This window comes from Rhizobium sp. TH2 (assembly GCF_024707525.1).
Lineage (GTDB): Bacteria > Pseudomonadota > Alphaproteobacteria > Rhizobiales > Rhizobiaceae > Rhizobium_E.
The window spans coordinates 456,497-469,857 of sequence record NZ_CP062231.1; the positions used below are offsets into that span (position 1 = coordinate 456,497).

The 13,361-nt window shown below is 61.7% G+C and carries 15 protein-coding genes and 1 tRNA gene; 10 read left to right on the top strand and 6 right to left on the bottom strand.

The features are described 5' to 3' along the window. Positions 1-15: 15 nt before the first annotated feature. Together IHQ71_RS02320 and IHQ71_RS02325 are read right to left on the bottom strand one after the other, a co-directional pair. Positions 16-1,692 (bottom strand): Na/Pi cotransporter family protein, encoded by a 1,677-nt coding sequence (locus tag IHQ71_RS02320; protein WP_258160282.1) that lies wholly within the window; start codon positions 1,690-1,692, stop codon positions 16-18. Positions 1,693-1,801: 109 nt separating this feature from the next. Beyond that, positions 1,802-2,668, bottom strand: a complete 867-nt coding sequence (locus IHQ71_RS02325; protein WP_258160283.1) for a LysR substrate-binding domain-containing protein — start codon at positions 2,666-2,668, stop codon at positions 1,802-1,804. A gap of 94 nt (positions 2,669-2,762) precedes the next feature. Here IHQ71_RS02325 and psrA point away from each other — a divergent pair, with 94 nt between their 5' ends. The 5 genes from psrA (at position 2,763) to phnE (IHQ71_RS02350) (ending at position 7,363) form a co-directional block, all read left to right on the top strand. Next, positions 2,763-3,890: an iron-containing alcohol dehydrogenase PsrA gene (gene psrA / locus IHQ71_RS02330; protein ID WP_258160284.1), complete on the top strand. Its 1,128-nt coding sequence runs from the start codon at positions 2,763-2,765 to the stop codon at positions 3,888-3,890. A gap of 64 nt (positions 3,891-3,954) precedes the next feature. Further along, positions 3,955-4,869, top strand: a complete 915-nt coding sequence (locus IHQ71_RS02335; protein WP_258160285.1) for a phosphate/phosphite/phosphonate ABC transporter substrate-binding protein — start codon at positions 3,955-3,957, stop codon at positions 4,867-4,869. After that, the gene (gene phnC, locus IHQ71_RS02340; protein WP_258160286.1) at positions 4,866-5,687 is read left to right on the top strand and encodes a phosphonate ABC transporter ATP-binding protein; all 822 of its coding nucleotides are present in this window, start codon (positions 4,866-4,868) and stop codon (positions 5,685-5,687) included. Before IHQ71_RS02335 ends, phnC begins: the two co-directional genes overlap by 4 nt. Further along, entirely contained in the window at positions 5,687-6,514 is an 828-nt protein-coding gene (gene phnE / locus IHQ71_RS02345) for a phosphonate ABC transporter, permease protein PhnE (RefSeq protein ID WP_258160287.1), read from the top strand. The genes phnC and phnE (IHQ71_RS02345) overlap by 1 nt, the downstream gene beginning before the upstream one ends. Before the next feature lie 9 nt (positions 6,515-6,523). After that, on the top strand, positions 6,524-7,363 hold the full coding sequence (phnE, locus tag IHQ71_RS02350) for a phosphonate ABC transporter, permease protein PhnE (RefSeq protein ID WP_258160288.1): 840 nt from the start codon (positions 6,524-6,526) through the stop codon (positions 7,361-7,363). A gap of 40 nt (positions 7,364-7,403) precedes the next feature. Here phnE (IHQ71_RS02350) and IHQ71_RS02355 read toward each other — a convergent pair whose 3' ends face one another. After that, entirely contained in the window at positions 7,404-7,619 is a 216-nt protein-coding gene (locus IHQ71_RS02355) for a hypothetical protein (RefSeq protein ID WP_258160289.1), read from the bottom strand. 21 nt (positions 7,620-7,640) lie between these two features. On the opposite strand from IHQ71_RS02355, the gene IHQ71_RS02360 reads away from it, so the two are divergent. After that, positions 7,641-8,369, top strand: a complete 729-nt coding sequence (locus IHQ71_RS02360) for a hypothetical protein (RefSeq protein ID WP_258160290.1) — start codon at positions 7,641-7,643, stop codon at positions 8,367-8,369. On the opposite strand, the gene IHQ71_RS02365 is transcribed toward IHQ71_RS02360, so the two are convergent. From IHQ71_RS02365 to IHQ71_RS02375, 3 genes are all read right to left on the bottom strand, one after another. Next, positions 8,366-8,611 (bottom strand): hypothetical protein, encoded by a 246-nt coding sequence (locus IHQ71_RS02365; RefSeq protein ID WP_258160291.1) that lies wholly within the window; start codon positions 8,609-8,611, stop codon positions 8,366-8,368. The genes IHQ71_RS02360 and IHQ71_RS02365 overlap by 4 nt on opposite strands. 198 nt (positions 8,612-8,809) lie before the next feature. Then, positions 8,810-8,885, bottom strand: a tRNA-Ala gene (locus tag IHQ71_RS02370). 137 nt (positions 8,886-9,022) lie between these two features. Further along, a complete protein-coding gene (locus IHQ71_RS02375) occupies positions 9,023-9,415 on the bottom strand; it encodes a TIGR02300 family protein (protein WP_258160292.1) in 393 nt (130 codons plus the stop codon). A 233-nt stretch (positions 9,416-9,648) separates the two neighbouring features. On the opposite strand from IHQ71_RS02375, the gene aroA reads away from it, so the two are divergent. Genes aroA through IHQ71_RS02395 form a run of 4 tightly spaced genes read left to right on the top strand, consistent with a single transcriptional unit; the run spans position 9,649 to position 13,111 of the window. Further along, positions 9,649-10,998: a 3-phosphoshikimate 1-carboxyvinyltransferase gene (gene aroA / locus IHQ71_RS02380; protein WP_258160293.1), complete on the top strand. Its 1,350-nt coding sequence runs from the start codon at positions 9,649-9,651 to the stop codon at positions 10,996-10,998. A gap of 33 nt (positions 10,999-11,031) precedes the next feature. Continuing rightward, entirely contained in the window at positions 11,032-11,835 is an 804-nt protein-coding gene (locus IHQ71_RS02385; RefSeq protein ID WP_258160294.1) for a hypothetical protein, read from the top strand. A 57-nt stretch (positions 11,836-11,892) separates the two neighbouring features. After that, the gene (locus IHQ71_RS02390; protein WP_258160295.1) at positions 11,893-12,510 is read left to right on the top strand and encodes a glutathione S-transferase family protein; all 618 of its coding nucleotides are present in this window, start codon (positions 11,893-11,895) and stop codon (positions 12,508-12,510) included. Continuing rightward, complete coding sequence (locus IHQ71_RS02395) at positions 12,500-13,111, top strand: class I SAM-dependent methyltransferase (protein WP_258160296.1); 612 nt, start codon at positions 12,500-12,502, stop codon at positions 13,109-13,111. Before IHQ71_RS02390 ends, IHQ71_RS02395 begins: the two co-directional genes overlap by 11 nt. Positions 13,112-13,361: the final 250 nt, after the last annotated feature.

Consider the following 13,361-nt stretch of genomic DNA (forward strand, 5'->3'; position numbering starts at 1 on the left):
TTCATTCGATAGATCCTAGCTATGGTTTACGTTGCTGAGCCGGCTGGCCAGCAGATCGCCGCTTCGGGTCAGGATGGGATAGGCGACGGTAACCAGCAGCGAATTGATCTCCTTCAGCCCGCGCGCGATCTCGATATGCATACCGCTGGTCTCGATGCTTTCAGGCGTGCCGGATTGCAGGCGCCGGAGATGCCTGTCGTGCGTGTAGCGCGCCATATCCCGCATCTTCTCCTTCTCGAGCACGAGCTGGCGCGCCGACGGCGGGTCCTGCGAAACGAGGACGTTGAGGGAGAGGTGCATGTTTTCGATGACCTGGGCGTGAAGGCCGAGGAGTTCTGACCAACCTTCGTCGGAAAAGCGCCAGTTCTTGTCCATGCGCTCCTCTGCAAGGACAAGCAGGTTCTTGGCGATGATGTCGCCGGCATGTTCGAGGTTGATGGCGAAGTCGGTCAGTTCGATGCTGCGTGACGCCTCTTCCGCGGTCATGGGGCCACGGTTCATCACCTCGGCGAGATAGAGCTTGATGTCGGTATGAGCTTGGTTGACGGCATTGTCGATGTCCCGCACTCGGCCGATCTCCGGCCGCTCTCCCGCCCGCAGCAGATCCATGACGGGGCGGACCATCACCTCGACAAGCTCGCCCATGCGCAACAACTCACGGGTCGCGCTGGCGAGCGCAAGCCGCGGTGTGGCAATGACAGAGCGGTCCAGCGCGGTGACGCGATTTTGCAAGGGGTCGTCGCTTGTCGGCTTGGCCTCCACATCGGGCAGGAAGCGGCTCGTCAGCCGCGTCATCGCGGCGATGAAGGGCAGGCCCGCCAGCACAAGCGCGGCGTTGAAAAGCACGTGGAAATTGACCAGGGCGTCGGCCGGCCCGCTGCCGAGCAGGGCAATCGGCGGCGCCATCGTCTCCACGATCGCGAGGGCGGCGAACGAGGCGGTCGCCCGGAAGATCAGGTTGCCGACGGGAATGCGCTGGGCTGACGGCGTCATGCCGCGGGACAGCCAGAAGGCGATCAGGCCGCCGCCCAGATTGGCGCCGAGCACCAGGGGCACGGCGGCCTCCAGCGGCACCAGCCCCTGGCCGGCGAAGGTCGCCACCATGAGGATCGCCGCGACGCTCGAATGGATGAGCCAGGTGAACAGCGCGCCGATCAGGAAGGCTGTCATGAAATCATCGGCGAGGAAGCCCGACAGGGATGGCAGCATCGCGCCATCCCGCAGCGGCGCCGTCGCCGTACCGATCAGCCGCAGCGACAGAAGCACGAAGCCGACCCCGAGCACCATGCGGCCGATTTCGCGCGTCCTTCGGGCTGAAAACTTGAGATGCAGAACCCCACCGGTAAAGAGACAGACCGGCACCAGCCAGCTGAGATCGAAGGACAGAACCCGCACGACAAGTGCTGACCCGAGATCCGCGCCGAGCAGAAGGGCAAGGCCCGTCGGGACGGCGAGAATGCCGTTTGCGGCAAAGCCGCAGGCCAGCATGGCGACGGCGGTGGAACTTTGCAGCAGGATGGCCATGACGGTTCCGCCGGCCGCGGCTCTGGCGTGACCTCGCCGTGCGGCACCGAGCATCGAGCCGAGGCTGCCGCTATAGGCGTTCTCCATGCCGCTTCGCACCATGTGCACGGCAAAAAGCAGCAGCATGGTCGCACCGGCGAGGTGGAGAAGGACGGCGGAGAGGTGCATTGACATGTTCCCTGTGTTTTGAACACGAAACAGTCGGCCACCGGAGCCCATGCGTCAATTTTAAAATTTCGATGGATCTATAGACTGGAGCTATAGAAGATACCGCCCTTCAAGGGGCCAGGACGGATTTCATGAAGGCCTCTATCTTGGGCGATCTCCGTCGTTCCATAAGACAGCAGAGTCGATATTCGGTTTGAACCGTGGCATCCGAAAAGCGGATCGTGCCCAGCCGGGGGTGGGCGACGAACTCGAAATCGGCGACGACGCCAACCCCAAGTCCACGCTCGACGGCCTTCCACACGCCCTCTCGGCTGCCGATCTCAAGGAAGGGCTGGATCGGTATGTCCGTTTCACGTGCGGCCTGCTCCAGCGCCCGCCGCGTCGTCGACCCGACTTCCCGCAGGATGAGCGGCTGGTCAGCCAGTTCCTTGATCGAAACGTCTTTGCGACCGTACCAGGGATGATCGACATTCACGAAGACGACGACGTCGTGCGTACTGAACGGGACGGAAGAGATTCGGGGATCGTCAACGGCATGGGCGAGGATGGCGACGTCGGACTCCAGATCGAGAATCCGTTGCAGGGTCTGGTCGGAATTGCCGAGAAGCATGCTGATCTTGATCGAAGGATGCTTGGCAAGGAAACGCGCAACCATCTCCGTTGCGTGAAATGGCCCCACGGCTGCCAGGCGCAACTGGCCGGTTTCGAGCTTGCCGCTGCTGAGCAACAGCTCCTCTGCTTCTTCATGCAGGCTGATGATGCGCTTGGTGACGTCAAAGAGCGCGGCACCCGTTTCCGAGAGCTCGACCCGGCGTCCCCGGCGCACGAGCAGCTCGACGCCGTAGCGGTCCTCCAGTTCCTTCACCTGCGTCGTCACGGTCGGCTGGCTGATGTGCAGCGCATTGGCGGCGGCCGTGAAGCCGCGATTTTCAGCGACGGCATGGAAGGAACGGAGGTGTGTGAAAACTATAGCCATAATCTATGATAATCCGCAAAGATTTGTATTAGTCAATAGATGCCGACTTTGCCACAGTGCACCTGCCAATCAATTTGCAGAACAGGAAGTCGCCGTGTGGTCCTATCGAAATCCCGTTGATGTCCGTTTTGGCTCCGGCAGCTTCATGCGGCTGGCCGATGCCATCGCCGGGCGCCCCTATGTCCTGGTAACCTACGGCGATGCCTTCTTCCGCGGGCTCGCCGCACGCCTCGAACAGGAGGCTGGCGCGCCGCTGCTAGTCGTGGACGACATCGCGCCGAACCCGGATATCGCCCTTCTCGAGGTCCAGACCGCCCGGTTCGCGACCTTGCCCCGCCAGCCGGAGGTGATCGTTGCGCTCGGCGGCGGCTCCGTGATCGACTCGGCGAAGGTCTTCGCCGCAGCGCGTGGCGATTTCACGGCCATGGACGCCTATCTGAAAAAGCGTCCCGGCGCAGAACCTCTTTCTCCCTGGGCGCTGATCGCCGTGCCGACGACGGCAGGCACTGGAAGCGAGGTTACCTGCTGGGGCACGGTCTGGGACAATGCCGGCGGCGTGAAATATTCGCTCGCTCATCCGGGCCTCTATCCCGAATATTCGATCGTCGATCCCGAGCTCATGGTCGGAAAACCGCGGGATCTGACGATCCAGACCGGTCTCGACGCTCTGTCGCACTCGCTCGAAAGCCTGTGGAACCGCAGCGCCAACCCCGTCTCGATGGCCCATGCCGTGACCGCCGCCAAGGGTGTGCTTGCAACCCTGCCGCTGCTCGTCGGCGACCTCGCCAATGTCGAACTGCGCGGACGGATGGCGCGGGCCGCCACGCTTGCCGGTTTTGCCTTCTCCAATACCAAGACGGCGATTGCCCATTCGCTGTCCTATCCGATCACCCTTCGCCACGGCGTGCCGCATGGCATCGCCTGCTCCTTCTCGCTCCCGATGATCATTCGAAGCGTCGAGGGCGAGGGCGGTATCTGCGCCGAGGGTCTGCAGGCGATCTTCGGCACGGATGCGCGCAAAGCCGCCGAGCAGCTGGAAGCCTTCCTGAACGGCCTCGGCGTTGCGACGGATTATCGTCATTACGGCATCGACGATGCGGAATGGCGCGAGTTGATCACGCTCGCCTTCGATGGGGAGCGGGGGCAGAACTTCATAGGCAAACGGGACGCGCTTCTGGCCGTCGCCGGCGATGGAGGAAAGAAGCGGATGGCAATGGCATGACGCATTTCTAACCGCCGCGAGCAGAGGCTCCGGCGTATCAATCTCATTTGTCTGGGAGGAATGAATGACTACTTTGAAACGGACTATCGCTGGCCTGGCAACGCTCGGCGCAGTGATCACATATGCAAATGCGGGCGCCTTCGCGGCAGAGTGCAAGGATCCCGAAACGCTGGTCTTCTCCATAATCCCCACGGAAGAGACGACGCAGGAGCTGGACATCTACAAGCCGCTCCTGGACAAGCTGAAGGAAAAGACCGGCAAGCCGGTCGAGTTCTTCATGCCGACCTCCTATGCCTCGGTCATCGAGGGCATGGTTAACGGCTGGGTCCAGATCGGCGTGCATGGCCCCAATTCCTATGTCCTTGCCAAGGAGAAGGATCCGACGCTCGAAGTCTTTGCCACCTACACCAAGACCAAAGGTCATTTTCAGGAAGAGGGGCCGGGCTATCGCGCCGTGCTCATCGTCAAAGCGGATTCGAAGTTCGACAGCATCGAATCCCTGAAGGGAACGGTGCTCGGCCTGGCCGATCCGGCAAGCACCTCCGGCAACCTCTTGCCGCGCATGGTCTTCGGCGACAAGATCGGCACGGGTCCGGCGCTGGAGAAGTATTTCTCCAAGGTCGTCTATACGGGCGGCCACGACCAGTCGACATTGGCGGTCAAGGAAGGCCGTGTCGACGACGCTTTCGTCGCCACCCACCGCCTCGACAATGTCATCGACCGCGGCCTGGCCGCCAAGGAGGACTTCCGGGTGCTCTGGCAGTCCGAACTCATCCCGCAGGACCCGATGGTCTATCGGAGCGACCTATGTGAACCCGTGAAGGCCGCGATCCGCGAAGCTTTCCTTACGCTGCATGAAGATACGGCTTCAAAGCCGTTCTTCGACGGCATCAAATCGACGAAGTTCGTCGCGATGAAGGACAGCGATTACGATATCATCCGCAAGCTGGTCGAAGCTGAAAAGGCGGCGAACCAGTGAGACACGAAACCAACATCGTCGAGAGCCGCGTATGGCGCGGCTCCACGACCAACCCGGCGGCGGCAATGTCGATCCTGCAAGTGCGCAACCTCAAGGTCAGTTACACCGCGAACGGCCCGCAGATCCTCAAGGGGATCGATTTTGCCGTCGATGGCGATGATTTCTGCGCCGTCATCGGGCCGAGCGGTGCGCGCAAGTCGACGCTGATCCGCTGTATCAATCGGCTCGTCGAACCGACGGAAGGTGATATCGTTCTCTTCGGTCAATCCGTGCGGTCCCTCCATGGCAGACAGCTTCGTCATCTGCGCCGCCGTATCGGGATGATCTTCCAGGAGTTCAATCTCGTAAACCGCATGTCGGTGATGGACAATGTCCTCTCCGGCCGGCTCGGCTACACCGGTGCGTTCCGCAGCTTCTTCAAGGCGTTCCCGCGCAAGGATATCGATCGGGCGCTGCATCTGCTGGAGCGGGTCGGACTGCAGGATCATATCGACAAGCGTGCCGATGCGCTGTCGGGCGGTCAGCGGCAGCGTGTCGGTATTGCCCGCGCGCTGATGCAGAAGCCCGAACTCCTGCTGCTCGACGAACCGACCTCGGCGCTCGACCCGAAGATATCGCGCGACGTGATGCGGTTGATCCGCGAACTGGCAACGGAGTTCAGAGTTCCGGTTCTCTGCAACATCCACGACGTCCAGCTGGCGCTCGAAAGCTGTAACCGCATCATCGGCATGCAGGACGGCTACAAGAAGTTCGACGGGCCGTCGCAAGGAATGCGCAAGCAGGACCTCGACGAAATCTACGCGATGGAGGTGCTGTGATGACCATGGCCGCAGCGTCCCTCCCGGAGCACGGTTTCGACGCCTGGCTTGGTCACAAGCGCAGCCGTCGCACCAAGAACTGGCTGATCGTGGCCGCAGGCGCCGCCATGCTGACCTGGTGCTTCTGGGATACGATCATGTTCGACACGGACTGGGCGCGCATGGGCGGTGCACTCGGCATCGCCGGCACGCTCGAACGTTTCGTCCTGATTGATTGGTCGCTTGTGCCCAAGCTCGTCGTGCCGGCGCTCGAAACCCTGATGATGGCGACGCTCGGCACGATCCTCGGCTGCGTCCTGTCCCTGCCCGTCGCCTGGTTCGGCGCGGCGAACGTCACGCCGAGCAGGTTCATCCTCTATCCGCTGGGGCGCTTCCTGATGGTGCTGTCCCGCTCGATCCACGAAATCATCTGGGCACTGCTGTTCGTGGGTGCCGTCGGTCTCGGCGCCTTGCCCGGCATCCTCGCCGTTGCAATGCGCTCCGTCGGCTTCATCTCGAAGATCACCGCGGAAGCCATCGAGAATATCGACCCGAAGCCCGTCGAGGCGATCCGGGCCGTCGGAGGCAACCAGTTCCAGGTCATGTATTACGGCATCGTGCCGCAGATTCTCCCTGTCATTATCGGCACGATCGTCTTCGAGTGGGATATCAATATCCGCCGTTCCGCCATCATGGGCCTCGTCGGCGCGGGCGGCCTCGGCCTGGTCTTCTTCCGTCAGATGGCAATGTTCAACTATGGCGGCGTGACGCTCGTGGTCCTTGCGGTCCTCGCACTCATCGCGCTTGGCGAGGTGGTTTCCCACTTTGCCCGCAAAGCTGTCATCTAGGAGGCGGAAATGGTTATCACGTCTGTACAACCCATCCCCACCACGCCGCGTCGCTGGTCACGTTACAGTCATCCGCGATCGACGATCCATTTTGCCGTACTGCTCGCGGTGCTGACCTTCCTGGCCTGGTCGGTCGCCTTCCTCAATATCGATCTGATACGGATCCTGGGTGCGTTTCCACGGCTGGCGGAAATTCTCGCCACCCGCTATTTCCCGCCCGATATCGATTATGTGTCGGATGCCGATTTCATACGGTCGGTCATCCGTACGCTTGAAATGTCGATGCTCGGCGGCTTCTTCGGCGTGGTCTGCTCCATACCGCTTGCCTGGCTCGCCGCCCGCAACATCACCATCAGCCGGCACATCGCCTATCCGCTCGGTCGCTTCGCCATCATGGGCAGCCGTTCCATCCACGAGACGATCTGGACCATCCTCTTCGTCACCGTGCTCGGCTTCGGCATGCTGGCGGGTACCCTGGCGCTGACCGTGTTCTGCATCGGCTTTGCCGGAAAGCTCTTCTCCGACGAGCTGGAGGCGGTCGACATGGGGCCGGTCGAGGCGATGCGGTCGGTCGGCGCCAGTCCGCTACAGGTTTTCCAGTATGCCGTCCTGCCGCAGGTGCGCGTAGCCTTCACCGGCATCGCGATCTATACGTGGGACGTGGCCTTCCGCGCAGCGACCGTTGTCGGCTTTTTCGGCGGCGGCGGCATGGGCTGGTATCTCAAGCGCACGACCCAGCAACTCGAATCGACCCGTGTCGCGGCCATTCTTCTGGTCATCATCTGCCTTGTCCTGCTTGCCGAAATCGGTTCCGGCTGGCTGCGGCGACGGATTTCCAAAATGCGTTGATTGCAGTTCACAGGAGCCGCGATGCGGTTAATTAGAAGTCTCAGTAGTCGTTGAGAAATGGGCTCTGTTGAAGTCCCCCGCTGAAAATCTGGCCTATGAGTAGCGGCCCCCGACACCTTCTTCGGAGCATTCCGACAACCACAACGATCGACAGCGTATGCATTATATATTCATCGTCGAAATCCAGCTCGCTGATATCAACATTGAGTGAGCAGGTAAACTGCGTCATCGCGATCAGCTTCATGACGGTGAGCATGAACCGATCATAACGCCGTCGGTGTTCGAGGAAGTCCAGGTACTGCTCGCCGCAAAGGTGCCAGAAGGGCGAAGCAGGTACAGCAACCCCGACATCCATCTGCTGATCGGATTGGTCTTCGACGACACTGGAGACCGGCTTGCGCCCAATCATGCCTATAATCACGGCAAGCGGTATCGCTATTACATCTCAGGACGGCTCAGACATGCGAAGGGGACGGAGCATGAAGGATGGCGCGTTCCTGCGGGTGAGATTGAAGCCATCGTGCTGCGTCAAGCCACAGAGATCCTGCAGAACCGAACAATGATCGCTGGATGGTTGGAGCAGTGCGCCCCAACGGATGGGATCGAGCGTGGTCTCACGGCGGCATCAGAATTGGCCCACTCACTACAGGACTCGGCGGACGCTGCGGGTCGAAAGCAGATCCTGAACACGATATTCAAGAGCATCACACTGTCGGCCACCGGGATCAGGTTCGAGATTCGGCGGCATACTTTGACCCAGCGACTGCTTCGCGCTTCGCGGGCGACATCGTCCGGCCCTGAACGGGAAGAGAGCATCGATTCCGAAGACGATGCTGTCGTCATCGAACACCCGATGACGATCAAGCGCCGCGGTGTCGAAGCACGCATCGTCATTGCCGGAGCATTACAAAGAAAACCAGATGCCACGCTGGTCGACCTGATCGCGCGAGCGCATCTTTATCTCAATCGGTTGACCATGGCTCAGTGTCATCGATCGCCGATCTAGCAACCCAGCTGCGTGTTCATCGCGCTGACATCAGTCGCATCCTGCCGCTGGCTTTCCTGTCGCCGGCCATCACCGAAGCGATCCTGACCGGTCGCCAGCCGGCTGATCTCACGGCACGAACCCTTTCGCGTCTGATCGACGTCCCACCCGCCTGGGCCGATCAGGCTGAGGCGCTTGGACTCTAAAGCGCAGCGTTTTCCCGAAGACAACCCAGCAAAATCATCCTTAAGCACCGGCGTCATCGCCGGTCGCTCTTTCAGAGGCTGGAAAAGTTAGTGGACACGGAAATGGCGCGACAGAGACTCGCGGCCGGAAGCGCTAGAAATTCCGCGACAAGCGCGCGGAGTTGACCACTAACATGCGGACTATACCCGCTAACCGACGGAAATGTCGCGTCTCTTTGGCGCGCAATATTTCAGGAGGTTCGTCGCTGGAAAATTTGGTGGAGCTAAGCGGGATCGAACCGCTGACCTCTTGCATGCCATGCAAGCGCTCTCCCAGCTGAGCTATAGCCCCATCCGGCCCCGTTGGGGGAGGGTGGTATCACCAAGGCCGGTTCGGCCTCGGTGGCGGGTTCATACTTCTGCTTTCCGGGAATGGCAAGCAGGAAAGTGGCGCGGGGTGGAGAAAAATTTCCCGCCGCGCAGCCTGAATCAAACTTCTTCGTCGTCGCCCGGTACGCCGATCAGGCCATCGATGTCGTCGTCGTCCTCGTCTTCGTCCTGCTCGAGGAATGTGTCGTCGTCATCGTCGCCGATATCGACTTCGTCATCGCCGAGATCGGGAATATCTTCGCCGGCGGCTGCCTCTTCGTCGGCATCCTCCAGCGAGACGATTTCGACTTCCGTGGTCTCGGTGTCGACTTCGGCGACTTCCTCTTCCTCGGCCGCCTTTTCAAGCACGGCTGCGATCGAGGTTTCCGCGAAGAAGGTGAGCGGATAGCTCTTGCCCGTATAGGGCGAAACGACCGGATCCTTGTTCAGGTCGTAGAATTTCTTGCCCGTTTCCGGGTCGATACGCTTGGTACCAAGTTCTGCCTTAGACACGTCAGGACCTCTTGATCGTCTGTGCCGCAATGGCGGCGGGCCGGAATACCGGCCTTAGTTGAAAAATGAGTGTTGAGCCCCTTAGCGATGTTGCGGGCCAGTGTCAAAGCCTAAGTGGCCCACAATATTCAACATCCATGATGACCGGCAAAAAGCTTTGTGTTAACGAGCGCCCAGCAGGCGCGGGGAGGGCTGATCCCCGCACGTTATCAAGCATTCGAAGGGCCTATTCCATGTCGCATTCAGGGACGCCGGCACCGGCAACCGCAAGGAAATCCGAAAATCTCAGGGGGACCGTGCGTATCCCGGGCGACAAGTCGATCTCGCATCGCTCCTTCATGTTCGGTGGCCTGGCCGCCGGCGAGACCCGCATCACCGGCCTGCTCGAAGGCGAGGATGTGATCAACACCGGCAAGGCGATGAAGGCGATGGGCGCCAGGATCGAAAAGCAGGGCGATACCTGGATCATCCACGGCACCGGCAACGGCGCGCTGCTGGCGCCCGAAGCGCCGCTTGATTTCGGCAATGCCGGCACCGGCTGCCGCCTGACCATGGGCCTGGTCGGCGTCTATGATTTCGATTCCATCTTCATCGGCGACGCCTCGCTCTCCTCGCGCCCGATGGGCCGCGTGCTCAACCCGCTCAGGGAAATGGGCGTGCAGGTTTCCGCCATGGCCGGCGACAAGCTGCCCGCGACGCTGCATGGGCCGAAGACGCCGAACCCGATCACCTACCGCGTGCCGATGGCGTCGGCCCAGGTCAAGTCGGCCGTGCTGCTGGCGGGTTTGAACACGCCGGGCATCACCACCGTGATCGAGCCGGTCATGACGCGCGATCATACCGAAAAGATGCTGCAGGGTTTTGGCGCCAACCTCTCGGTCGAGACCGACAGCGAAGGCGTCCGCACCATCCGCCTTGAAGGCCGTGGCAAGCTCACCGGCCAGGTCATCGATGTGCCGGGCGATCCGTCCTCCACCGCCTTCCCGCTGGTCGCGGCGCTGCTGGTGCCGGGTTCGGATGTCACGATCATGAACGTGCTGATGAACCCGACGCGCACCGGCCTGATCCTGACGCTGCAGGAAATGGGCGCCGATATCGAGGTCATGAACGCGCGCAATGCCGGCGGCGAGGATGTCGCCGATCTTCGCGTCCGCCATTCCGAGCTCAAGGGTGTCTCTGTCCCGCCCGAACGCGCGCCATCGATGATCGACGAATATCCGGTCCTCTCCGTTGCCGCCTCCTTCGCCGAAGGCACGACTGTTATGACCGGCCTCGAGGAACTCCGCGTCAAGGAATCCGACCGTCTCGCAGCTGTTGCGCGCGGGCTCGAACTCAACGGCGTCGATTGCACCGAGGGCGAGACCTCGCTCACCGTGCGTGGAGTGCCCGGCGGCAAGGGTCTGGGCAACGCCAAGGGAGAGGCGGTGAAAACCCATCTCGACCACCGCATTGCGATGAGCTTCCTGGTCATGGGTCTGGCGTCCGAACATCCGGTGACAGTCGATGACAGCCGCATGATCGTCACCAGCTTCCCCGAATTCATGGACCTGATGGCCGGCCTGGGCGCGAAGATCGAGGCCTGAGCCAGAAAAACTCGGAGCAGGGGAGAGCTGACCATGCTTCGCATCCTCCGGCATGGCTTCGCCGTCGTGCTTCTGACGTTGCTTACCCAGATCGGCGGGCTGGCATGGCTGCTGGCGCTGGCGCTCCGCCGGTTTCTGCCGTGGCCGGGCCGTCTGATCTTTCCGGCATTGTTTGTCTGCGTCTACGCAGCCGCGACGCTCGTCACGCATCAGGTCGCGCCGCTATTCGGCCGGGTGCCGCTGCGGTGCTTCACCTCGGCAAACCTGGCAGTCCGCACGCCGATCTATTGCGCTCTGAACCGCAATTACGTGACGCCGGAACTGAAGGCTGCCGCGGAAGCCTATGCCGACCACATGGCATCGTCTTTTCCCGGCACGACGACACTGGCGCTCGATGCCAACTTTCCCTTCGTCACCGGCTTCCCGCTGATGCCGCATCTGTCGCATAACGATGGCCGGAAGCTCGATCTGGCGCTCTATTATCGCGACGATGCCGGCAATTTCCGCAATGGCGAGACGCGCTCGCCGCTCGGCTACTTTGCCTTCCAACAGCCGCTGGCCAATTCCCCTCAACCCTGCGCCAACCGCAAGCGTTTCATATCGCTGCGCTGGGATCTAACCTGGCTGCAGCCGCTGTTTCCAGATTGGGATATCGAGCCCACCCGCATGAAGGAGGCCCTGCACTGGCTGTCCAGCGAGGGCCGCAATCACGGCATCGAGAAAGTCTTCCTCGAACCGCATATCCCCGCACGTCTCGGCATTTCCAACGACACCATCCGCTTCCAGGGCTGCCGCGCCGCCCGCCACGACGACCATATCCACATTCAGCTCCGCTGAAGGCTGACATGGCTCCCTCTCTAAGCTAAAACCTCCTCGTCAAATCGAGGATATCCCATGCTGAAACTGTTCTTCACACCGGGCACCTGCGCGCTCGCCTCCCGAATCGCACTCGAAGATGCCGGCGCCGATTATGAAGTCGCCCGCGTCGATTTCTCCAAAAACGAGCAGCGCGGCCCCGATTACCTGAAGGTCAATCCGAAGGGTCGCGTGCCGGCACTGGTCACCGACCAGGGCGTCCTCACCGAAACCCCGGCGATCCTCCTTTATATCGCCCAGATGTTTCCGGATGCGCGGCTGGCGCCTCTCGACGACCCCTTCGCGCTCGCCAAAATGCAGGGCTTCAATTCCTACATCTGCTCCTCCGTGCATGTGAACCACGCCCATGGCCGGCGCGGAGCGCGCTGGGCCAACGAGCAATCCTCCTTCGACGACATGAAGGCGAAGGTGCCCGCGACGATGGCCGCCGCGATGCAATTGATCGAAGACCAGTTCCTCGAAGGCCCCTGGGTGATGGGCAATGCCTATACCGTGGCCGATCCCTACCTCCACACGATCGAGCGCTGGTTGAAGGGCGACGGCGTCGACATTGCCAATTACCCCAAGATCTCGGCCCATTTCAGCCGCATGTCCGAACGCGATAGCGTGAAGCGCGCCACGGCGGATGAGCACTGACGCCAATAACATCGTCGGTCTTTACGACCGCAACGCCGATGCCTGGGATATTGCGCGCGGCAAATCCCTGTTCGAAGCCCCGTGGCTCGACAGGTTTCTCTCGCTTGTCCCCTTAGGCGGCACGATCCTCGATATCGGCTGTGGTTCGGGCGAGCCGATCGCCCGCCATTTCGCGGCGCGGGGATACCGCGTCACGGGCGTGGACAGTTCCGAAAACCTGATCGCGCTCTGCCGCGCCCGCATGCCGGATCACGACTGGCATGTCGCGGATATGCGCCGCCTCTCGCTGGGCCGGACATTTGGCGGCCTGATCGCCTGGGACAGTTTCTTCCACCTGGTCTATGACGACCAGCGCGCGATGTTCCCGGTCTTCGGGGCCCATGCCGTGCCTGGCGCGCCGCTGCTCTTCACCAGCGGTCCGGGACATGGCGAGGCGATGGGTACCTTCGAAGGCGAGCCGCTCTATCACGCCAGCCTCGATCCCGAAGAGTACCGGTCGCTGCTGACCGCGAACGGTTTCGACGTGCTGGCTTTCAAGCCCGAGGATCCGGCTTGCGGCGGCCACACGGTCTGGCTCGCGCAGCGGGCGGATCGCGCCTAGAGCCTCTTGCATTGAAATGGAACCGGTTCTGTTGGCTCAAGCGGAGTCGCATGTTTGACCGGTGGGCCACGCGTCGTAGCCAAAGCATACGGCCAAGCCGGCCGGTCAAAGAGGCGGCCCGCTTCAGCCAACCCTCCCGCAGATTTGCTGAAGCAAATCTGCAAGACATTAGAATCGCCGGGCGTCGCGAAGCGCGCCCGGTGGGCCGGGCATCTTTCCGCCATGACCCTGCGGCGATGACCTCGGCCGT